This window comes from Bacillus sp. SJS (genome assembly GCF_000732485.2).
Lineage (GTDB): Bacteria > Bacillota > Bacilli > Bacillales > Bacillaceae > Metabacillus_B > Metabacillus_B sediminis.
Genome location: NZ_JAQV02000024.1, coordinates 89,578 through 110,657, shown reverse-complemented (window position 1 = coordinate 110,657; position 21,080 = coordinate 89,578). Strand labels below are relative to the sequence as shown.

The 21,080-nt window shown below is 43.6% G+C and carries 21 protein-coding genes; 17 read left to right on the top strand and 4 right to left on the bottom strand.

Going from position 1 to position 21,080, the window contains the following annotated elements:
* Positions 1–19: 19 nt before the first annotated feature.
* Positions 20–472, bottom strand: coding sequence for a GNAT family N-acetyltransferase (locus tag AS29_RS15025; RefSeq protein ID WP_035409345.1), 453 nt, complete (start codon positions 470–472; stop codon positions 20–22).
* Between the two features lie 75 nt (positions 473–547).
* A complete protein-coding gene (locus AS29_RS15020; protein WP_035409093.1) occupies positions 548–1,069 on the bottom strand; it encodes a hypothetical protein in 522 nt (173 codons plus the stop codon).
* A 482-nt stretch (positions 1,070–1,551) separates the two neighbouring features.
* Between AS29_RS15020 and AS29_RS15010 the strand changes: the two genes are divergently transcribed.
* The 9 genes from AS29_RS15010 to AS29_RS14970 all read left to right on the top strand — a co-directional run bounded on the left by AS29_RS15010 (position 1,552) and on the right by AS29_RS14970 (position 12,731).
* Positions 1,552–3,783 (top strand): helix-turn-helix domain-containing protein, encoded by a 2,232-nt coding sequence (locus AS29_RS15010; RefSeq protein ID WP_035409089.1) that lies wholly within the window; start codon positions 1,552–1,554, stop codon positions 3,781–3,783.
* The gene (locus tag AS29_RS15005) at positions 3,767–3,979 is read left to right on the top strand and encodes a hypothetical protein (RefSeq protein ID WP_035409087.1); all 213 of its coding nucleotides are present in this window, start codon (positions 3,767–3,769) and stop codon (positions 3,977–3,979) included. Before AS29_RS15010 ends, AS29_RS15005 begins: the two co-directional genes overlap by 17 nt.
* Before the next feature lie 86 nt (positions 3,980–4,065).
* Positions 4,066–5,037: an ABC transporter permease gene (locus AS29_RS15000; RefSeq protein WP_231889957.1), complete on the top strand. Its 972-nt coding sequence runs from the start codon at positions 4,066–4,068 to the stop codon at positions 5,035–5,037.
* A 10-nt stretch (positions 5,038–5,047) separates the two neighbouring features.
* On the top strand, positions 5,048–5,920 hold the full coding sequence (locus AS29_RS14995; RefSeq protein WP_035409086.1) for a carbohydrate ABC transporter permease: 873 nt from the start codon (positions 5,048–5,050) through the stop codon (positions 5,918–5,920).
* A 58-nt stretch (positions 5,921–5,978) separates the two neighbouring features.
* Positions 5,979–7,553, top strand: coding sequence for an extracellular solute-binding protein (locus AS29_RS14990; RefSeq protein ID WP_035409084.1), 1,575 nt, complete (start codon positions 5,979–5,981; stop codon positions 7,551–7,553).
* A 56-nt stretch (positions 7,554–7,609) separates the two neighbouring features.
* Positions 7,610–8,221, top strand: coding sequence for a YesL family protein (locus tag AS29_RS14985; protein WP_035409082.1), 612 nt, complete (start codon positions 7,610–7,612; stop codon positions 8,219–8,221).
* Between the two features lie 214 nt (positions 8,222–8,435).
* Positions 8,436–10,061 (top strand): M14 family metallopeptidase, encoded by a 1,626-nt coding sequence (locus tag AS29_RS14980; RefSeq protein WP_035409080.1) that lies wholly within the window; start codon positions 8,436–8,438, stop codon positions 10,059–10,061.
* 103 nt (positions 10,062–10,164) lie between these two features.
* Positions 10,165–11,133 carry a S8 family peptidase gene (locus AS29_RS14975; protein WP_035409078.1) on the top strand — a complete coding sequence of 323 codons (969 nt, stop codon included), beginning with the start codon at positions 10,165–10,167 and terminating at the stop codon, positions 11,131–11,133.
* Between the two features lie 101 nt (positions 11,134–11,234).
* Complete coding sequence (locus tag AS29_RS14970) at positions 11,235–12,731, top strand: methyl-accepting chemotaxis protein (RefSeq protein WP_082883871.1); 1,497 nt, start codon at positions 11,235–11,237, stop codon at positions 12,729–12,731.
* A 266-nt stretch (positions 12,732–12,997) separates the two neighbouring features.
* Here AS29_RS14970 and AS29_RS14965 read toward each other — a convergent pair whose 3' ends face one another.
* The gene (locus tag AS29_RS14965; RefSeq protein ID WP_035409074.1) at positions 12,998–13,354 is read right to left on the bottom strand and encodes a DUF2500 domain-containing protein; all 357 of its coding nucleotides are present in this window, start codon (positions 13,352–13,354) and stop codon (positions 12,998–13,000) included.
* A 247-nt stretch (positions 13,355–13,601) separates the two neighbouring features.
* Here AS29_RS14965 and rsgA point away from each other — a divergent pair, with 247 nt between their 5' ends.
* From rsgA to thiE, 5 genes are all read left to right on the top strand, one after another.
* Positions 13,602–14,660, top strand: a complete 1,059-nt coding sequence (gene rsgA, locus AS29_RS14960; protein ID WP_035409072.1) for a ribosome small subunit-dependent GTPase A — start codon at positions 13,602–13,604, stop codon at positions 14,658–14,660.
* 1,031 nt (positions 14,661–15,691) lie between these two features.
* Positions 15,692–15,976 carry a DUF4282 domain-containing protein gene (locus AS29_RS14950; protein WP_035409068.1) on the top strand — a complete coding sequence of 95 codons (285 nt, stop codon included), beginning with the start codon at positions 15,692–15,694 and terminating at the stop codon, positions 15,974–15,976.
* Between the two features lie 249 nt (positions 15,977–16,225).
* Positions 16,226–17,038, top strand: a complete 813-nt coding sequence (thiM, locus tag AS29_RS14945) for a hydroxyethylthiazole kinase (RefSeq protein ID WP_035409066.1) — start codon at positions 16,226–16,228, stop codon at positions 17,036–17,038.
* A gap of 1 nt (position 17,039) precedes the next feature.
* Positions 17,040–17,846 carry a bifunctional hydroxymethylpyrimidine kinase/phosphomethylpyrimidine kinase gene (gene thiD / locus AS29_RS14940; protein WP_035409064.1) on the top strand — a complete coding sequence of 269 codons (807 nt, stop codon included), beginning with the start codon at positions 17,040–17,042 and terminating at the stop codon, positions 17,844–17,846.
* On the top strand, positions 17,843–18,490 hold the full coding sequence (thiE, locus tag AS29_RS14935) for a thiamine phosphate synthase (RefSeq protein ID WP_035409062.1): 648 nt from the start codon (positions 17,843–17,845) through the stop codon (positions 18,488–18,490). The genes thiD and thiE overlap by 4 nt, the downstream gene beginning before the upstream one ends.
* A gap of 19 nt (positions 18,491–18,509) precedes the next feature.
* Here the strand turns inward: thiE and AS29_RS14930 are convergent, their stop codons facing one another.
* Positions 18,510–19,184 (bottom strand): hypothetical protein, encoded by a 675-nt coding sequence (locus tag AS29_RS14930; protein WP_035409059.1) that lies wholly within the window; start codon positions 19,182–19,184, stop codon positions 18,510–18,512.
* Positions 19,185–19,383: 199 nt separating this feature from the next.
* On the opposite strand from AS29_RS14930, the gene AS29_RS14925 reads away from it, so the two are divergent.
* The 3 genes from AS29_RS14925 to AS29_RS14920 all read left to right on the top strand — a co-directional run bounded on the left by AS29_RS14925 (position 19,384) and on the right by AS29_RS14920 (position 21,037).
* On the top strand, positions 19,384–19,707 hold the full coding sequence (locus tag AS29_RS14925) for a YnfA family protein (RefSeq protein ID WP_035409057.1): 324 nt from the start codon (positions 19,384–19,386) through the stop codon (positions 19,705–19,707).
* Between the two features lie 86 nt (positions 19,708–19,793).
* Positions 19,794–20,072, top strand: coding sequence for a hypothetical protein (locus tag AS29_RS21430; protein WP_156505957.1), 279 nt, complete (start codon positions 19,794–19,796; stop codon positions 20,070–20,072).
* 155 nt (positions 20,073–20,227) lie between these two features.
* The gene (locus AS29_RS14920) at positions 20,228–21,037 is read left to right on the top strand and encodes a thermonuclease family protein (RefSeq protein WP_051860722.1); all 810 of its coding nucleotides are present in this window, start codon (positions 20,228–20,230) and stop codon (positions 21,035–21,037) included.
* Positions 21,038–21,080 lie beyond the last annotated feature (43 nt).

The following is a 21,080-nucleotide window of genomic DNA, read 5'->3' as shown; positions in this document are numbered from 1 at the left end:
AATGCGAAGCAGCTGAAGGTTATAAATCCATTGCCAGCCGTACCATATCCACACATTGAATCCCGTTCTCATAAATTTTTTCTTCATAGTGGCGGATGAAATAGTCTCTGTCTATTCCAGTAATTCGGAATCCGCATTTCTGATAAAGAGCGATCTGGTCAATACTTGAATTTCCGGTGCCGATTTCAATCGCGTGAGATCCTTGCAGCCGAGCTTGCTCAATCGCATGGAGGACAAGCTTTTTTCCAATTCCTTTCCCCTGGTGTGGTGCCGAAACAGCTATGTTTACAAGCTCGGCAGTACCCGGTCTGGTGGGAAGCAAAACACATTCCCCAATAACTGAATCACTAAGCAGTGCTATAAAACAGCTGCCTCGCTCAAGGTATTTCCTTATTTGACGTTCAGATGGATCAGCTTGTAATAGCAAATCGATTGGAGCATCTTCATGGTTTTGCAGCTTGCGAATTTCCAACAGGATCACCCATTCTCTTTTTTCTCAGAATACCACGAATGACAAAAAAAGGCTGCCCCATATATAGAGGCAGTCTCACCCATTGATCCAAAGTATTTCTCCGCACTTATTTTCACTGTCCAAATCCACATTAAACTGATGTTTTTTATAGAAATGAACGAGGCGGTCAACGTGATCCCAGTCCCGTTCTGCAATATCCCCGACAATGTATGGAATATTGTTTTGGCGTGCCTTTTGCTTCAGGTAATTCATACAAATAGAGCCATATCCTTTGTTGGAAGGACCTTTAATGTCCCCTATTTTAATGGTGTCGTCTGTTTTGTAGGTTGCCTGTATGCTGAAGTCCCACATTCCTTTATAGGCAGTCTCGCAATCATTTATCATGATTTTACACGCATTTCCATCATCTATTGCGTGGACAATCACCCATTTATCCTCACTCGTCTGGTCAATGCCGAGCACTTCGCCTCTGCCGTTTTTAGCAATATCTTTGATGTTTGCCTGCATTCTGAAAAGCTGCATCTCCAGCTCTTCTTTTTCCTCCAGTATCTCTTCTGCGTCCTTTTCCTCTTCAGGTCTGGTATCCGCGAGAAGCATGATATGCGCCTCCTTTTTTAAGAAATAATTCTAAATCTACAATCTATCTGCATGGAATCAGAGAAAAATCTTGAGCCCATATGCCGTTCGGTAACACACACAATTTTATAATTTTAAGCTGTGTTAAAGCGCTATGATGATTTTTTAACACCTGTTGATTGGAGTGGAAGGCGTGAGACTCCTGTGGGAGCAGCGGGACAGGTGAGACCCCGCAGGCGCAAAGCGCTGAGGAGGCTCACCGCCCCACGGAAAACGAACGCCTGCAACGGAAATCAACAGCTAAGTTTAACAAAAATATATTCTACAAAAAATGAGACAGAAATTCAAATTGCATGCGAAAAAGATTTTTTCTTTCAAAACCTATACGGTACAGGGGATTAGGGCAATATTTCTTGATCAAGAGAATAATAAATTGAAGGATTTGGAAGCGGGTTAATCGAAAATATAGAACAAAAGACAGAATGCAAAAGGGGGCAGCAGGGATGTGGAAAAATAAATTCTTCCGGACTCTTTTATATTCATTTTGCTTCATTATCTTAATTTATTCCGTGGGCACTCTTGCTGTCTATTATTCAAAAAATATGGAAATCAGCCGGGTCGAGCGAAGCAGCAGCCAAAAACTGCTTTTGCAGCAGGCCCAGGATATGATGGATCAGCGAATTCAAGTGGCTCTTAATGGAATGATTCAGCTGGAAACGAGTGAAGCCTTCAAAGATTATACGGATCTCGCCCGCTCTGACTTAAAGTATTATCACATGGGGAGGGTCCTTCAGGAGATTCAGCGAAATAAAACCGCTTTTTCTAACTATGACTATGATATAGCTCTAATGCTGCAGGATGACAGAACCGTGATAACCTCCAGCTATACGATGTCTGCGGACAATTTTTTTAAAGAGCTTTCTATGACGAATGAAGCTAAGCGAAAGTATGAAGCTTTTGCTAAGGATTCGAGCTGGTCAAGCTACTTTGAAACCATTACGCTAACAGGAACGGAACATTCCGATACTCTTACATTAGTAAAAAAATATCGGGTAAGCACCGCTAAAACCGTCCTGTTTTTTCTCTCTTTTAAGAAAATGAATTTGCTCCCCGAAGCATTTGAAAACCAGGATGATGCACTGATGATCGTTTCAGGGACAGAAGTGTTTTCGCTGGATCAAAAGAAGAAGAAAGGACTGATTTTAAAGGGGAACGTTACAAAAGAAATTAATCGCAAAAATGAGCAGATTCCCGCTTATTACAAATTTGAGGAAGATGGCTATATTATACACTCCATTGGATCCAAAAGCCTCAAGGGTCTTAGCTATGTGTATATCACACCTAAGATTGCACCGCAAACTGATCAAAATAGCCAATGGCTCGCAGCTGCCCTTATTCCTGCACTTTTACTTCTTGCGGGAATCCTGATGGCTTGTGTTCTCATTTGGAATACGTATAAGCCGGTTCATAAAATGGTTGCAGCATTAAAAGAGGAGTATCCGATGAAGGCAGGAGAAGATGAATTTGTCTTTGTTCAGGCAACGGCTCTGCGTATGAAAGAGGTTAATCATGAACTCACGAATGTGATCAAACAAAGTGAAGTTCCTCTTAAAATGAAATTTTTATGGGATGTGCTCCATGGCATTGCTGCAGAAAAGGTCATTTTAAAAGGAATCAGCCAATTTCGAATGTCCCAATACGAGGAGAGGACGGTTGTATCGATTATCGAATTCGATTACAGCAGTGTCCGCTTGCTCAATGAAGGAAGAACAAAACTAGGCAGGCAGGCGGTTAAGCTTTTAGAGGATGTATTGGGGGAGGGGATTCCATTTGAAATGGTCGAGCTTGCCCCGGGGAAATCCGCATTAATTACAGCAAGCCTTCCTGTTTCAACATTGAAAGAGAAGCTTTCTGCGGCTCTGATGATTGTAGACCGGGAAATCAGTCAATACATTACCGTTTCCATCGGACAGGAAGTAAAGAGCTTATATGAGCTGGACCAATCATTTCAGCAGGCGTCCGAGGTATTGGAAAACAGGCTTTCTATGGAAAAAAAGCAGATTTTAAGCTGGGATGATTTGTCTCTTAAACAAAAACGATCCTTTTTTTATCCGTTAGAGGTCGAAAAAGAACTCATTCATTATTTTGTTCAGGGTAAAAAGGAGGAAGCGTTTCAAATTCTGAATCGGATTCTTGAAGAAAATCTTGAAGAAAAGAATCTTGATAAAGCAGCACTCTCTCAGTTTGTCTTTGCTATGGCAGGAACCGTTAACCGAATTGTTCAGTCATCGGCAAGGGTGCCGGGGGATGAGATGCTGCATTTGGAGCTGAGTGCCATTCGGGATAGGGAAACGCTGAAAGGTGAAATAGTGAAAACTTTCACAAGTGCTTCCGATCGAATCTCATCAGCCCTGCCAGGTCCATCGGCTGCGAGCCGGATTGTCCGGTATATCCAGGGGCACTACAGCAAAGACCTTTCCCTTCAGGATTTATCTGAACACTTTCAGCTAACTCCTAGTTATATCAGCACCATATTTAAAGAACATACCGGGGAAAATTATAAAGAGTATTTAAATCGTTTTCGAATTGAAAAGGCAAAGGAACTTCTTGCAGGAAAAAATATGAAAGTAAATGAGGCGGCAAGGCTGGTTGGCTATAACAATGTAAATACGTTTATCCGGATCTTTAAAAAATACGTAGGATTATCACCCGGGCAATATGAAAAAACAGACTAAAACAGGGGGGCTGCTTCCTGTTTTGTTTTATTTGATGGTTGAGGCTGCTGCATGCTGTCGATTTCAAGCATCAGGAATGCCGCCTCATCGCGGCATTTCTGATGGTCTTCCTTTAATGCAGAAAGTAGCTATTTTTTTCGATAAACCTCCATTCTTTCAACTAGTTCTCTATTTTAATAAAAATGAGTATCTCTAAAGAAAAATTGAGATAGTAGCTGAATCCCCTTAGCGATTATGATGAGATTGTAGAAAGCGCTTACAAAAAAGAGAGGGGATGTATAATTGGAAACACCCATTTTAGAAAGGAAATCACCTGAAGTAAAAACTGTACCAGCCAAAATACCCTTTCTCCTGTCAGTAAGGAACAGTCTGATTCGGGATCGGTATCTGTATCTGATGCTGATTCCGTTTATTCTCTGGTACATGATCTTTCAGTATAAGCCGATGGCAGGACTGCAGATTGCATTTAAAGATTACAGTTTATTTAAAGGAATCGCGGAAAGCCCCTGGGTCGGTTTTGATAACTTTATCCGCTTTTTTGAAAGTGAGTATTTTATCCGGACTCTTACCAATACAGCACTGATCAGCATATATGGGCTTGTTTTCGGATTTCCGGCACCGATTTTGCTTGCACTTCTCATCAATGAAGTAAAGAACAAAATGTTTAAAAATACGGTGCAGACACTCACCTATTTGCCGCACTTTATATCTATTGTGGTTATCACTGGGATCATCACCAACATGCTCGCCCCTACAAACGGGCTGGTTAACATTCTGATTGACAAGCTTGGCGGGGAGAAAACCTATTTTTTGACTGAATCCGAGTATTTCCGAACCATTTTTACAAGCATGAACATTTGGAAGGATGTAGGGTTCAACGCCATTATTTATCTGGCAGCGATGGCTGGGATTAATCCAGCCCTTTATGAAGCCTCCAAAATGGATGGAGCAAACCGCTGGCGACAAATGTGGCATGTAACCCTTCCTGGAATTCTACCGACGATTATCATTTTGTTTCTTATCCAAATCGGTGCTTTTTTGGAAGTGGGATACGAAGCAATTATCCTTCTTTATCAGCCAAGTACTTATGAAACAGCAGACGTTATTAACACCTATGTCTATAGAGCGGGACTACAGGGCGGGGAATATGAGATTGGAGCTGCTGCGGGGTTATTTAACTCCATCGTTGGTCTCATCCTTGTAGTCACAGCCAACAAACTCAGCAAAAAATTCACAGAAAATAGTTTATGGTAGGTGAGTCGTGATGATAAAGAGCAAAAGTGAACGATTGTCTGATGTGTTGATCTATGGATTTCTTGTTCTATTAGCCATCGCGTGCATCTATCCATTCATCTATGTATTTTCAGCTTCCATTAGTTCAGCTCAGTCCGTTATATCCGGAGAAGTTATTTTGTTTCCAAAGGATATCACGTTCATTTCATACGCTAAGGTCCTTCAGGATCCTGACATCTGGACCGCTTACGGGAACACCATATTCTACACGGTTTTTGGAACAGCGGTAAACTTGCTGCTAACGATATGCGGAGCCTATCCTTTATCGAAAAAACGGCTTCGCGGAAAAGCATTTATTGCCTTTTTCATCGCTTTTACGATGTGGTTTCAGGCGGGGATTATTCCTACCTATTTGAATTTTAAAGAGCTGGGCCTGCTCGATACGAGAACCAGCATCATTATTGGATTTGCGGTTTCTACTTTCCTGGTCTTTATTTTAAGAAGCTTCTTCCAATCAATTCCTGATTCATTAGAGGAATCGGCTAAGGTAGACGGGGCAAATGACCTCCAGATTCTGATGAAAATCTACTTGCCATTATCTAAGCCCGCGCTCGTAACAGTTGGCCTGTTTTACGCAGTAGCCCGCTGGAACGGTTATTTTTGGGCGATGGTCCTCCTAAATGATGAAAGCAAAATCCCGCTTCAAGTCATGCTTAAGAAACTGATTGTGGAAATGACGGTCAGTGAGCAGGTTTTAGCAACAGCAGATGCGATGACGGAATTTTCAAGAGAGACGATTATCTATGCGACTATTTTTGTCTCCATCCTGCCGATCATCATCATCTACCCGTTCCTGCAGAAATATTTCGTTAAAGGAACCATGCTGGGCGGAGTCAAAGAATAAACGGGTTTACTGATGGAATTCCATCATTTTTATAAAGAATTTTAAAGGGGGAGAAACAATGGGAAAAGGGAGAAAACTAACATTCGTCCTGGCATCCGGAATGCTTGTTCTATCAGCTGCAGCCTGCAGCAATACAACGAGTGCACCAAAAGAGAAAACAGAGCAAAAGGGTGAAAGCAAGGAAACGAGCGGTCCTAAAGTAAGCGAAAAGCCGATGGAAATGACGATTCACCTTCATTATAATGACGGTCAGGTTATATTTGATGATAATTGGAGCACATTTAAAAAAGCGGCTGAAGTGACGAATGTCTCCCTCAAAGGGGTCGCGCCTAAATCCTCTACAAAAAGCGAAGAAGCATTCAACCTTATGATTGCCTCCGGAAAAATACCGGACCTGGTTTTTGAGAAAAAAGAAAACCTAAATAAGTATGGAAAGGAGGGGGCTTTTGTTCCGCTTGAGGATCTGATTAAAGAACATGCTCCGCATATTCAGAGCTATCTTGATAAAATGCCTGAGATTATGAAGGTTTCTAAGGCTGCTGACGGCCACCTTTACTATCTTCCGTTTATTGCCGACGGGGAAGCGGCTGAAGGCTGGTTTATCCGTCAGGACTGGCTCGATAAGCTTGGCCTTAAAATGCCTCAAACGGTTGACGAATACTATACAGTGTTAAAAGCATTTAAAGAAAAGGATCCAAACGGAAACGGCAAAGCAGATGAAGTTCCGCTATTTACCCGCATTAATCAGCGCATTTTTGACCTGGCAAGTCTTTGGGGAGGGTACGGTGATTTCTATCTCCAGGGAGAAAAGGTTGTATATGGTCCGATGGAAAAAGACTTTGGTAATGCCATGGAAAATCTGGCCAAATGGTATAGTGAAGGGCTGATTGATCCTGAAATATTTACACGCGGCGCTACATCACGCGATGTTCTTTTTGGAAACAATACGGGAGGCTCTACCCATGACTGGTTCGCGAGCACGGTAACATACAATGATATTTCCAAAAAGCACACACCGCAATTTAATCTTGTCCCGATGGCTCCTCCTGAAAATTCAAAGGGAGAGCGGGTGGAACCTACAATCCGCTCACCATTTAATAATTATACAGGAGTCGCAATCGGCCATTCTGTAAAAGATCAGGTCGCAGCGATTAAGTATTTGGATTACTTCTTTACAGATGAAGGAAGAAGGCTCATGAACTATGGAGTAGAGGGTGAGACGTACACACTCGAAAACGGAAAACCTACATTTACAAAAGAAGTACTTGGCAGTCCCGATGTCCCTGGAGCATTGCGTGCTGTTGGCGCCCAAATTATGTTCGCCTACCAGCAGGATTTTGAATATGAAAAACAGTGGATGGCTCCGCTCGCGCTTGAGGGAGTAGAGGATTATGTTAAAAACGATTACTTCTTGAAAGAAGTCCCGGCTCTTAACTTTACGGAAGAAGAAGAAAAAATTAAAAACGACATCGGACTGCAAATCATGACTTATCGCGATGAGATGATTCAAAAATGGATGATGGGTGCTGAACCGGTAGACTTTGAAAAATTCACGAAACGCCTGAAAGAAATGGGTGTCGATAAATTGATTAAGGTACATGAAGACGCGTACAAGCGATATACAAAAGGATAATTAGAATGGGGTCTGGCTGGAAATGGCCAGACCTGTTCGTTTAAGGAGGTTTTATTATGACAACAGCCCTTTACAGGGGAATGGAGTGGACGATGCGGTTTGCTTATGTACAGCTGCTGTGGATTATATTTACGATTGCAGGATTGGGCATTTTTGGTGTCTTTCCCGCGACCGTGTGCATGTACACGGTGATGAGAAAATGGCTCCGGGGAGAATCTGAAGCTCCTATTTTGGAAACCTTTAAAAAGACTTGGAGAAGCGAATGGAAAAAGGCGAATCTGATCGGATTATTCTTTTTACTGGCAGGCTTTGTCCTTTATTTCTATTTGAGATTTGCAATCAGTCTTGAAGGAATTGCAGGCATGGCTCTTTATTTGTTTCTTGCCATGGCACTTTTCATATATGGAATTACTTTTTTATTTGTATTCCCCGCATATGTTCACTTTCAGTCAGGAGTCCGGAGAGCTGTGAAACTGGCGCTCATTTTTGCTCTATCCTATCCTTTTCATTCTGTTTCCATGTTTGCAGCGGTAGCGGGATTTTATTTTCTCGCAGGCGTACTGCCCGCATTGATGCCATTTTTAAGCTTCAGCTTGCTTGGGTTTTCCATCATGGGGACAGCTAATCTTGCCTTTATAAGGGCGATGGAGAAGGCGGACATAGCTTAAAGCTTCTGGTGTCTGCCTTGTCTGATTGAATTGCCGGCCACTTAATTTTCTGGTGAAAACTTGAGGTGCGGGTGTTCTCGCTGTGAGAATACATACTGCATTTCAAAATCTGCCTCCATGACCAAAGCCTCAGCAAAAAATCACATATTTCATAATATTTAGATAATTATTTCGTTTATATATAATGTACATATACACTGAGAGGAGTGGTGTCATGGAGAGAAGATGGGGTAAATTTGGGATTGCCGCTGCCGCTGCCGGAATCATGATTGCAGGGGCGATGCCATCAGCACATGCAGAAGCACCTTACTATGGGAAGGAATACAGTCAGCCAAAACAGGTGCTCGATCTTTACCCAGAGCCAAAGCCTGAAGTTCTGACTCCGGCATTTTCCAGAAGCGGGGAAGCTTTTACTTCCCAGAATGAACTGGAGGATTTTGTGGACGGTTTAAAAAAGGAATCAGATTTCTTATCCGTTAAGAAAATAGGAGAATCACAGGAAGGCCGTCCATTACTTGCCTTATATTTTTCAAAGGATCAAAAAATCTCTCCATCTGCTATTTCAAAAAAGCCGACTGTATGGCTTCAGGGGCAAATTCATGGAAACGAACCTGCGGCCGGTGAGGCAGTACTTGCAATGGCTAAAAAGCTTTCAGGGGAATTTGGGAATGACGTGCTAAATCGAATCAATGTCATCATCGTGCCGCGGGTTAATCCGGATGGATCCTTCCTTTTTACAAGACAGCTTGAAAATGGTCTTGATGGAAATCGCGACCACGTTAAACTTGAGTCACAAGAGGTACAAGCTATCCATAAGGAATTCAACCGTTTTATGCCGGAAGTCGTCATTGATGCTCATGAATATAGTGTGGGGCAGGAATTCAGCGAACTGGGGCTGTTAAAGTATCATGACTTGCTGCTGCTGTCAGGGAAGAATCTAAATATTCCTGAAAAAATCAGAAAGATCTCCGATGAGCTGTTTATAGAAGATACAGAAGCTGCACTTGATCAAAAGGGCTTCTCTAATGAACCTTATTATACGTCTAAAGTGAACAGCAGCGGTGGCATTGAACTGGAAGAGGGCAGTACAGAAGCAAGAATAGGACGTAACGCATTTGGCTTGTCACCTGCGATATCCTTCTTGGTGGAAACAAGAGGAATCGGGATTGGCCGCGAGAATTTTTCAAGACGGGTTGCAGCCCAGATTGCCACCCATGAAAACATCATTGCGCTTACAGCCGAAAATGCTGCGAAAGTAAAATTCGGGGTTGCAAAAGAGAGGCTGAACCTGATTAAGAAAGGCTTGATTCCCCATGACCGGGATCAGATTGTGATTGATAGCGAGAATCAGTCTGTTACAGGGAGAAAGCTGGAAATGGTTGATATTGAAGCAGGCAAGGTAAAAGAGGTGCCGGTTCTTTATAAGAGTGCTTCGAATGCAAAGGCTACCCTTACAAGAGAACGGCCGACTGCCTATATTCTGGAGCCCGGTCAGGAGAAAGCCGCCGCAAAGCTTGAGAATCAGGGATTAAGAGGGATTACACTTAAAAAGGATAAATTGCTTGAGGTTGAAACCATGACCGTAACGGATAAGACAGCTGCAGAAAAATATGAAGGGACCAGCCTTCATGAAATTAATTCCGAAGTAAAAAAACAAAAGGTTAACATACCGAAAGGCAGTATCGTCTTCCTGACAGCTCAGCCTCAGTCAAACCTTCTTTCCCTTACACTTGAGCCAGAATCGGTTGATAGCTATGCAAGCTTCGGCTATATCCCTTCAGAAAAGGGGGAACGGCTTCCTGTTTACCGGTTTATGGAGGACATTAGAAATTTAAAATGATTAAAACTGGTAATCAATTCCTCTTTATGGTAAAATAAGAACAAGCGTTCGACAACTTGACCCTTTACTTCTGGACTTACCCATTTTAAAGGAGGACAAGAGCATGAGCAAAGTTCGTTTAATACCATTCAAATTAGAAGAGGTTTATGATTCAGCAAAAGAAGATATTCCTTATGGTGTAAGAATGATTAATGCACCTGAAATTTGGGATCAGGGAATAAAAGGAGACACAGCTGTGATCGCCATTCTGGACACAGGCTGTGACGCCACTCATCCAGACTTGAAAGATCGGATTATTGGAGGGAAAAGCTTTGTCGATGGGGATGAGAGTGACTATAGTGATTCTCATTACCATGGAACGCACGTTGCCGGGACAATTGCAGCAAGTTTAAATGACCAGGGCGTAACCGGAGCTGCACCTGAAGTAAAGCTGCTGATTCTTAAAGTACTTGGAGATGACGGCAGCGGTTCTTATGAGGGCATTATAAATGCTGTTCGATATGCTTCAGAGTGGAAGGGCGAAAACGGTGAAACCGTAAGAGTCATCTCAATGTCTCTTGGCGGACCGGAAGATGTACCGGAGCTGCACGAAGCAATAAAAGAAGCAGTGGCAAATAATATTCTTGTTGTGTGCGCAGCGGGCAATGAAGGAGATTCAAGGGAAAATACCGTAGAAAAAGCCTATCCGGGCTATTATAAAGAGGTCGTGCAGGTAGGGGCCATTGATGAGAAAAAACAGCTGGCGGAGTTTTCAAATACAAATGACGAAATTGATCTTGTCGCCCCAGGAGTAAATATTCTTTCCACCTACCCAGGGAACAAATATGCGAAACTGTCCGGTACTTCCATGGCCACCCCTCATGCTTCAGCGGCGGCTGCTCTTCTTATTCAAAAAGAAGAAAAGGAATTTGGCAGAACATTAACGGAGCCTGAAGTATACGCACAGCTGTGCAAAAATACAGTCTCGATTGGTCTTTCCAAAAAGGCAGAAGGAAACGGCCTAATCTACCTCCGTGCTCAGGAAAAGGAAGAAACTAAACTGAATGATGCGGCAGTAAAAGCTGTAAATTAATTTCAGACCCCCCTGAATCCAATCAGGAGGGTCTTTTTTTTCTTTTTGTTAAGAAGTGAATGGAAAGTACCGATATAACCAGTGTATGTTTTATTTGACAAATGGGAGTGGCGGCAATGGATTTAAGCAGAGATAGAACGCGGGTGCACCAAAGGAATATCCTCATGGTATATATTATTTGGGGATCCTTGTTACTTGGTTTAGCAGCTTATTGGATTACAGGAGCAAGTACAATGTTTCTAATAACATTGGGAGGATATGGCGGAGTCATCGGGACCGTCTTTACATTTCTAGTCATGAAAAAATGGCTTACTTATCAATTAAGTTATCTGGCCATCGTATGTATCTCCATTTTAGGTTCAATTATGATGGAAATGGAGCCAACCATTGTTTCTTATTTAATGGCGTACTACATGATTGCAGTAAGTACGCTTTACCATAAGTATAAACAGGTTTTGCTGGCAGGTTTACTTGGTCTGCTGATGACAAATTATTTTTATTTTACACATGGGGATACAATGTTTCCCGGCGTTGATGCAATTGCTATCGTAAATTTGAATACATTTATGGTGCTGATTGTCGGAGCGCTGATTTTCCAAAGTACACAGGGTGAAAAAATGAGGGCAGAGGCTGAAAGGAGCCTGGACCGTGCGGAAGAATCGAAAAAAAACAGCGAGGCTTTATTGGCGCAAATCCAGGATGCCTTCGAATCTCTTTCGAAAAATACCCGCATGTTAAAAACAGATTCAGATACAGTCGGACAGATCTCAGATGATTTAACATCCGCTTTTAAAGAACTGGCAGCAGGGGCAGAAGCACAGGCAGGAAGCACTGCAAAGATTGATCAGTCCTTAAAGTTAATTGGAAATTACACCGAAAGTGTCCAGAACTCCTCAGAGAATATGAAGGATTCATTTAATAAAACGGAAACTTCTGTTGCGGATGTAAACCATCAAATGACGCTTCTATCCGAGGAAATGGAGAAGGTTTCCGCCATTATTCAGAAGGTAGTCGATTCTATTATTGATTTGCAGAAGGAAACAAAGGATGTTGAATCCATTGTAAAAACGATCACCCGCATTTCAGACCAGACCAATTTGCTGGCGCTTAATGCCAGTATTGAAGCGGCAAGAGCGGGAGAGCATGGAAAAGGTTTTTCTGTCGTAGCAAATGAAATCAGGGTATTGGCAGAAAACTCGAAGCAATCTGCAGGAGGTATTCATGAAATCCTCGATCGTATTATTGAAAAGACGAATAAAACGTCAGAGGATATGCAGCTTGGCAATGAGGCTTTCCTATCAAGTCTCAATTCGTCCGATGAAGTTACGCAGAGGATGAATCATATTTTGCTGACGGTCGAGGATGTTTCCGGAAGAGCAGTTCAGCTTCAGCAGAGACTTGATGCACTAAGTGAGAATACGAGGCTTGTCATGGACGAGGCTTCATCAGTATCAGCCGTGACTGATCAGACCAGTGCTGTAATACAAGAAGTACTTTCAAGTACTGAGGAACAGAATACTAGAATCAGCAATATGGTAAAAAGTATTCGTGATCTTGAGGAGGCAGCGTCAGCGCTGGAATTGAAAGCAGGGGAATAACAGCAAGAGGCTGTCCAGAAAGGATCATAGATCTCCCACCGGCTATTTACCTTAGATGTGTCCGCTGCGGGACTCCCTCATCCAAGGGCGGTGAGCGTCCTTCTCGCTTCGCGACTGCGGGGTCTCACATGTCCCGCTGCTTCCGCCGTAGTGTCGCCCATCTGCTTCAATCGGCCTGACTCAAATTCCAAACCAAAACAGGGAAACGCTTAGAATGCGTCTCCCTGTTTAAGGTCATGTTACTTTTCAGCACGCCCTTTCTTTGGCTACACGCTCCGGCTATAAGATAAATACCTTGTACCCTGATATGTAAGTTTACCCCGATCCCCTTCAGCCTGCTGTCCATATTCTTCTCCTTTTACTTGCAGCTCCAATCTCTCCCCGCTTTCTAACTCAAAAGTCGCGTAGTAGTGATTATAAGCTCTCGTATTACCGCCGCCATGTGTACTCGTTCTTTTCGCAACAATAGTTGCCAGGACTTCTGTTACTGGCTGCTGATTGTTTTTGTTCCAAGCAGCAATATTTTTAAATATCGTGAAAATAATGATTCCTAAAACCGCTGCAAATCCGCAAATGACAAGTACAGGAATAATTTGAAACATTGCATCCGGATTTTCTGGCATCTCCGCTGCTCACCTCAGAATTCAAATTGAATAGATTTTTAGAAGATGTGTTTGGCAAATACATGAAACCTTCCGTATAATGGTATTCAAGAGCTTCATGCTCAATCCCTTTAAGGAGTGATGAAATATGAGAAAATTTCCAATTGTAATCATCAGCGTCATGGAGGGATTGGATCGGTAACTTGATCATCTCTCTATGACGTTCATTCATTAATTTTGAACGAACAGAATAGGGAGGATATTAGCATTGAATTTATCTGAGTTGGGGATGACCCCATTTTTTGAAGAGGCATTTAATCCGTTTAAGACTGAAGGTTTTGAAATTGGCCGAGTGGCACTTGAACATAAAAGGCTATACAGAATTCTGACCGGGCAAGGAGAATTGCTTGGTGAGGTAGCAGGCAAGATGAGGTTTGAAGCAGGGGGAAGAGAAGATTTCCCTGCCGTGGGAGACTGGGTAGTTATTCAGCCGCGCTATGAAGAAGGGAAGGCAACGATACATGCGATTCTTCCCAGGCAGAGTAAATTTTCACGAAAAGCGGCGGGTGTGGCTACAGAGGAACAAATAGTGGCTGCAAATGTTGATACGCTCTTTATCGTGATGGCCCTTAACCAGGATTACAATATCCGCAGACTGGAACGGTATTTAATCATGGCCTGGGAAAGCGGAGCCAATCCGGTGGTTGTTTTGAATAAAGCAGACTTATGCGAGGATTTGAATGAGAAGCTCGCTGAAGTTGAAGCAGCAGCTATTGGTGTGCCTATACATGCAATAAGTGCTCTGGATGCCGAATCTGCTGAAATTCTCCGCAGCTATTGCACTGGGGGACGTACGGCAGCACTTGTCGGTTCATCAGGTGTAGGCAAGTCAACCATAACGAATCAGCTGATCGGCAGCGATTATTTAAAGACTCAGGAAGCAAGAGAAGATGATGACCGGGGAAGACATACGACAACGTACCGTGAACTGATCGCTCTTGATACAGGCGGCTGTCTGATCGACACACCCGGAATGAGAGAATTGCAGCTTTGGAGTGCCGAAGAAGGATTTCAGGGAACGTTTGAGGATGTGGAAACGTTAGCGCGCAGCTGCCGCTTCACCGACTGCAGGCATCAAAATGAGCCTGGCTGTGCCATCAATGCTGCATTAGAGGAAGGATCGCTGCGGGCAGATCGCTATGAAAGCTATCAAAAGCTTCAAAAGGAACTCGCGTTTTTAGCCCGTAAAGAGGATAAAAAAGCACAATCAGATGAAAAAGCAAAATGGAAGCAAATCACAAAAAGTATGAGAAAATTTAAGAAATAAAAAAAAGGTAATGGATATCGCTCCATTACCTTTTTTTTTGCTGCGGCAGGACGCCGCGCTCTTAGCAGAACTTCCTTACTAGAAGCCGCCTTCACTTTTCACTTTTCGTGGTGTCCAGCTCCGGGCGCTAGCCGTTCGGCCGCTTCGCTCTCTCGGGCCCGCAGGAGGCGGGTCAGTTCTGCGTTGCGACAGGACGTCGCGCTCTTAGCAGAACTTCCTTATTTGAGCGCCTCTCGGTCGAGAGCTCCACCGTCTCTCACGGAGCCCCGCACGATGCGGGTCAGTTCTGCGTGACGGCAGGACGCCGCGCTCTTAGCAGAACCTCCTTACTGGGAGCGCCCTCCGCTTTTCACATTGTCTAGCTACGGCGGCTAGCCCCTCGAGGTCATAAGTCACTCATCCTGAGGAAGGAAAGTTCACCTTCCCCAGGCTATTGTCTTATGCTTGTCGGGGCTGGGCAAGCCGCCTCCGCTTTTCGCTAGTACCCTATATGATCATCAAAGAAGAAGGCGATTACGATTACGAATACGAGAAGGATCGATGAAATATTCATATAGTGGGCGAACTTTGAGAAATAAAGTATTTTTGCTAGAAAGTATAGCAAGACCGATAGGATTGAACAAATCATGCAAAGCCTTGAGGTTAGCCTCATAAAGTTCTCCTTTACCCCTTTTTTCCATTGTTCCCCTTTTTATATATATACCCATATTCTATTCGAAAATGGTTGCGCTTTTATGAACTAATTGTAAAAGGGGAAGAAGGTTGTGGACTTTATGATTCAATAGGGATTAAGGGGCCTCTATCGAACCAGTATGTTTTTTTCTGATGCCTTATTTAAGAGAAAGGTCGTGGGTTAATCCCCTTAGAGTGAAAGATTCTGAAGGATATAGAAATATATGGATTAGGATGGAAAAATTTAAATAGGCCAGTATTTCTAAAAGTTAAATCTTTGTGCCTATGTGAAGGAATGTATAAGATACAGCTTGCATACCTATTGTTTGAAGAGAATTTCAAATGAGGGGTGACAGCGGGTGAAAGAGTTTCTTAGTTTTAATAAAATGATTACACCAGCCATAATAACCATTATTTTTTATATTGGGAGCGGAATCAGTGTACTGACCGGTTTGGTGATGATGTTTAATTCGGGTGAATCAATGACCCCCGGCCTGCAGATCCTGATGGGTTTGTTTACAATGCTTCTGGGCCCGTTTGCCATTCGGATTTATTGCGAATTGCTGATTGTGATGTTCAAAATGAACGAATCTCTTGGAAAAATAGCTTCAGACAGGAACGAGGAAGAAGAGAAGATTGGGTGACGCTTGATTTTTCGTGTGGTAAGGGATAAACTTACTTTAAAAAATACGGATCGGGAGCTTGTGGAAGCAGGCTGAGAGTACGGCTAATCCGCCGTAGACCGGGTGAACCTGTTGGATAATGCCAGCGCAGGGAGAATGTAATGACTGATCAGATTTTATGATTAAAGGCATTTCGCTTCTATGCGGGATGCCTTTTTGCATGGGCGCCCACTGGTTATCTGCGGCTCTTTCCAGAGAGGATGAATTTGAATGAATGCACAAAAAGCAGGAGCATTGCTGAGTAAAGTAAGAGAGGTAAATCCCCTGGTACATAATATAACGAATATTGTAGTTGCTAATTTTACAGCCAATGGGCTATTGGCCCTTGGTGCTTCACCGGTTATGGCAGATGCCAAGCAAGAAGCAGCAGAAATGGCTGCTATGGCAGGAGTGCTCGTTTTAAACATTGGCACACTGACAGAGCGGACTGTGGAATCTATGATTCTTGCAGGCAAATCCGCTAATAAGCACGGTGTTCCTGTTGTACTGGATCCTGTTGCAGCGGGTGCAACGGAGCTCCGTACACGTTCTGCTAAGCAGATTCTTGAAGAGGTAAAGGTTGCTGTTGTTCGTGGGAATGCGGCGGAAATCGCTAATGCAGCCGGTCAGAAATGGGCAATCAAAGGAGTCGATTCCGGAGAAGCTGAAGGAGACTTAGAAGAGCTGGCACTTCATGCTGCAAAGAAACTGAACACGGTGGTGGCTGTGACGGGAGAGACAGACTATATCTCCGATGGAAAACAGGTATTGAAGGTGTCGAATGGCCACTCTATCCTGACGAAAGTTACAGGTACTGGATGTCTGGTCACATCAGTAGTTGGAGCCTTTCTGGCAGTTGAGAAAAATCCGGTATCAGCTGCAGCGGCTGCGCTTGCTGTTTATGGAACCGCGGCAGAACTGGCTGCTGAAAAAACTGCGGATCAAGGACCCGGGAGCTTTCAAGTCGAATTCTTGAACCAGCTATTTCTGGTGACTGAAGAACAAGTCACTCTTCGTGCAAGAATTGAAAAGGGGGGGTTATAGAATGATCAAAAAGGCATTAACTATTGCCGGTTCAGACAGCGGCGGCGGAGCGGGTATTCAGGCTGACCTCAAAACATTTCAGGAGCTTGGCGTGTTCGGGATGAGTGCTGTTACAGCTGTAACAGCCCAGAATACCCTTGGTGTGCATGGAGTGTTTCCTTTAACTGCCGATGCTGTATCCGCGCAGGCTTCTGCAATAGGGGAGGACCTCCCTCCGGATGCCGTTAAAACAGGCATGCTCTTTAATGCAGAGATCATCTTGGCGGCAGCGGATTCAATTAAAAATTTTGGATGGAAAAATGTTGTTATTGACCCGGTTATGATTGCCAAAGGCGGAAGCACGCTTCTTCAGAGTGAGGCGGTTAAGGCAATGATTGATCACCTCATTCCGCTCGCTGCCGTTATTACTCCTAATATTCCAGAGGCAGAAGAAATTACCGGAATAACGATTAATAATGAGGAAAATAAACGAGAAGCTTGCAGGATTATTCATAATATGGGAGCTGCCTCGTGCCTGATTAAAGGCGGGCATGAAGAGAATGCGGAGGAGTCAGCCGATCTCCTTTACGATGGGCATGAGTTTACAGCACTGATAAGCAAGCGAATTGAAACAAGGCATACACATGGGACAGGCTGTACATTTTCAGCCGCCTTGACAGCTGAACTTGCTAAGGGCAGCACGATTGCTAAAGCTGCGGAAACAGCGAAGCAATTTATTCAGGCAGCTATTGAAGAAACGCTTGTAATTGGAGAAGGCCATGGTCCTACTAACCATTGGGCTTTCCAAAAGAGGATGAGACAGATATGAACAGGAACCGGATAAAACAGCACTTGGCCCTTTATTTTATAGCAGGAACACAGGACTGTCCGAATGATATTGAAGAGGTAGTAACCGGGTCGATTGAAGGAGGAATTACGCTCTTCCAATTTCGCGAAAAAGGCAAGGGTTCACTTCATACTGCCGATGAAATTGAACAGCTTGCGGTCCGGCTGATGCAAATATGCAGAAACTCAAATATTCCCTTCATTGTAAATGATGATGTGGAGCTGGCATTAAAAATAGGGGCGGACGGAATTCATGTAGGACAGGATGACGCCAAAGCCAGTGAGATCATTACACGCTTAAATGGTATGATTCTCGGGGTATCCGTGCATAGCGCAGAAGAGGCAAAGCGTGCTTTAGCCGATGGGGCAGATTACATTGGGGTGGGTCCTGTCTTTCCGACTTCATCCAAAGAGGATGCGAAGGAAGCGAAAGGCACCGCTGTAATCGAGGAGATCAAGCAAGCAGGCATTGATATTCCAATGGTAGGGATTGGCGGAATAACGGCTGAGAATGCGAAGAACGTTGTAATGGCGGGAGCAGATGGAGTATCGGTTATTTCAAGCATCAGCAGATCGGAAAATCCCGCCGCAGCTGCCAGAGCTTTGAAGAAAGAGATAACCCGGTAGAGAAAGAAAACAAAAACGCCTAGCTTTTCTTAGCAAGGCGTTTTGTTTCTTTGCTCTTTTTCTTTCTTTTGTAATATCCGTTAATCTTCAGGTATTTCTGATAGCCTTTGCGAATCCGTTCGAGCATCCAGCGCGGAATCTTCCATTTTCTGAATCTTGAAAGGGGAAGGTATATCCGGTAGTAGGCCTTTTTGAAATCCTTCCACCTTGGACAATCAAACACTTCTAAAAAATCAGAGACGTCCACAATATAGCCGCGGCCATCCTTCATCATGACATTTTTTCCGTGTATATCCGTGGGGTTTAATCCCTTTTCCCTGGCATATGCAATGGCGTCGTCTACATCTTTTATGACTTTTTCAGGGATGTAAACACCTTTTCTAAGAGCATCGTAAAGAGTGATGCCCTCCAGTTTTTTTAATATGAGATAACGGTCACTATAGCTGAACATGACCGAGTATGCTGGGTGATCGCCAAGTATTTGGTATACTTGTCTTTCTTTATCGGCGCCTTCGCGGTTTTCTGCATAAAGCTTAACAATTTTTCCTGGGAGTCCTTCGTTTACGAAAACGGCCGCATAGTTTCCGCGGCCAAGCAATTTCCAGCCTTGCGGTATATTTTTTACATGAACCGGGTCAAGAGGGTCTACACTTTTTACGGAAACTTTCGCAGTTAATTCAGCATCAATATTCATCCTATTTATCACCTCAGGGAACAAACAAATCCCGACTTATCTTTCATTAATATAAAGTATGGTTAAACCTATCATACTCTTTTCTGCAGGTCTAGTCATCCACTTGAAAATAGGAAGTTTTAGGAGAAGGCTAAGCTTGTAAGATTCGTTCACTTGATTTAATATTTGCTATGAATAAAGCACAGAAAGTATGTGGACTATGATCAAATCTATCATTTTATTTGTATTAGCGGGTTTAGCGGAAATTGGTGGAGGCTATTTAATTTGGCTATGGATCAAGAACGGTCTTCCAATATGGTACGGAATCATTGGCGGGGCAGTGCTGGTTGTGTATGGCATATTGCCGGCCCTGCAGGATTTTCCTGATTTCGGCAGAGTGTATGCAGCGTACGGAGGATTATTTATCGTTCTCGCTTTACTATGGGGTTGGGGAGTAGATGGAAAAGCACCTGATTTCTATGACACATTAGGAGCCGTTATCTGTCTGATCGGTGCAGGAATTATCCTATGGGCACCCCGCTGAATCATAGAATAATAGAAGCAGCAGGGATATTCGTCGCCTCCAACTGATAGAGTCTGAATACTCTATTAGGGAAAGGAGGGGATATTATGAGTTCTCGAAATAGATGCCATTCTGGCAGTAAGCCAAGACTCTATTTGGATGAATTGGCGGGTTCATCCTGTCATCGCAGCAGAAAAGGAACGTCCGATCACGGCCGCAAGTCGTGCGGAAACGGACAGACAGAAGGAATGTCAGACCGCCGCAGGAACTGCGGATGCAGCCAGGTAAGCTCTGGAAGCTGCTCCCGTTATTGCGCGAATGTATGCCGGACACTCTTCCCTCTCAACTATACTCAATGCTTTAATGACTGTACTTCCTGCCAGTAAGAGTTTTTCAGAACATGCTAAAAGTTAACCAAAATGATGGCGCAGAATGGTCTTCTGCGTTTTTTTTTGGTGGAAAACTGACTTAACAATGTACATATTGTTCATTTGGCACCTATAATCTTATATAACTGCAAAGTAAAGGAGTCTTCATAGAGTTGAAAAAACAGATGATAGCGATTATTTTACTTACTCATTTAAGCTTGGCAGGATGTTCGGCGATGACGCAGCCATCCGATCAACCCGTTCAAACCCATTCTTCATCCAATAAAGAAACGAAACAGGAAAAACAAGGAGATGAAAAAAGCGCTGTATTAGAGGAAGAAAAGGGAAATACGGTTCCAGCAACCGTACTTTCTGTTACAGATGGAGATACACTGAAAGCAGAACTTAAAAATGGGGCAACGGAAAAAGTCCGTCTTATATTAATTGATACGCCCGAAAGCAGAGGGAAATACGAAGGAAACCCTCAGCCATTTGCCAAAGAGGCCTCAGCCTTTACAAAGGAGCAATTGGAAGGGAAGGAAATTGAACTTGAATTAGGAGTAGAGGAAAGAGACCGTTTTGGCCGTTTGCTCGCATACATATGGATGGACGGACAAATGTACAACAAACGCCTCTTAAAAGAAGGGCTTGCAAGGGTAGCTGTATACCCGCCTAATACAAAATATCTGGATCAATTTAAGGAAGCAGAGGCAAAGGCAAAAAAAGAAGAACGGAAAATATGGTCACTTGAAAATTATGCCACTGATCGCGGATTTGAAGATGAAGTGAATGATCAGGTGCCAGAGGAGCCATCTAAAGGAGAAAATTCTCAAGCAAATCAGCAATTCGACCCAAAAGGGCCGGATAAGGATTGCGGTGATTTTTCCGGCCATGAGGAAGCCCAGGCCTTTTTTGAAGCAGCAGGCCCCGGAGATCCGCATAGACTTGACCGGGATGGAGACGGATTGGCATGTGACAAATAACGAAGAGGAGAAGGCGGTGGCCGGTCTCCTCTTTTTTGCACAT

Coding starts and splice junctions, on each gene's coding strand:
- AS29_RS14980 (WP_035409080.1), top strand. CDS start 8,436: ATGGAGAGAAGATGGGGTAAATTTGGGATTGCCGCTGCCGCTGCCGGA.
- thiE (WP_035409062.1), top strand. CDS start 17,843: ATGAACAGGAACCGGATAAAACAGCACTTGGCCCTTTATTTTATAGCA.
- AS29_RS14930 (WP_035409059.1), bottom strand. CDS start 19,184: ATGAATATTGATGCTGAATTAACTGCGAAAGTTTCCGTAAAAAGTGTA.
- thiM (WP_035409066.1), top strand. CDS start 16,226: ATGAATGCACAAAAAGCAGGAGCATTGCTGAGTAAAGTAAGAGAGGTA.
- AS29_RS14975 (WP_035409078.1), top strand. CDS start 10,165: ATGAGCAAAGTTCGTTTAATACCATTCAAATTAGAAGAGGTTTATGAT.
- AS29_RS15020 (WP_035409093.1), bottom strand. CDS start 1,069: ATGCTTCTCGCGGATACCAGACCTGAAGAGGAAAAGGACGCAGAAGAG.
- AS29_RS21430 (WP_156505957.1), top strand. CDS start 19,794: ATGAGTTCTCGAAATAGATGCCATTCTGGCAGTAAGCCAAGACTCTAT.
- AS29_RS15010 (WP_035409089.1), top strand. CDS start 1,552: ATGTGGAAAAATAAATTCTTCCGGACTCTTTTATATTCATTTTGCTTC.
- AS29_RS14990 (WP_035409084.1), top strand. CDS start 5,979: ATGGGAAAAGGGAGAAAACTAACATTCGTCCTGGCATCCGGAATGCTT.
- AS29_RS14970 (WP_082883871.1), top strand. CDS start 11,235: ATGGGAGTGGCGGCAATGGATTTAAGCAGAGATAGAACGCGGGTGCAC.
- AS29_RS15005 (WP_035409087.1), top strand. CDS start 3,767: ATGAAAAAACAGACTAAAACAGGGGGGCTGCTTCCTGTTTTGTTTTAT.
- AS29_RS14965 (WP_035409074.1), bottom strand. CDS start 13,354: ATGCCAGAAAATCCGGATGCAATGTTTCAAATTATTCCTGTACTTGTC.
- AS29_RS14995 (WP_035409086.1), top strand. CDS start 5,048: ATGATAAAGAGCAAAAGTGAACGATTGTCTGATGTGTTGATCTATGGA.
- AS29_RS14925 (WP_035409057.1), top strand. CDS start 19,384: ATGATCAAATCTATCATTTTATTTGTATTAGCGGGTTTAGCGGAAATT.
- thiD (WP_035409064.1), top strand. CDS start 17,040: ATGATCAAAAAGGCATTAACTATTGCCGGTTCAGACAGCGGCGGCGGA.
- AS29_RS14985 (WP_035409082.1), top strand. CDS start 7,610: ATGACAACAGCCCTTTACAGGGGAATGGAGTGGACGATGCGGTTTGCT.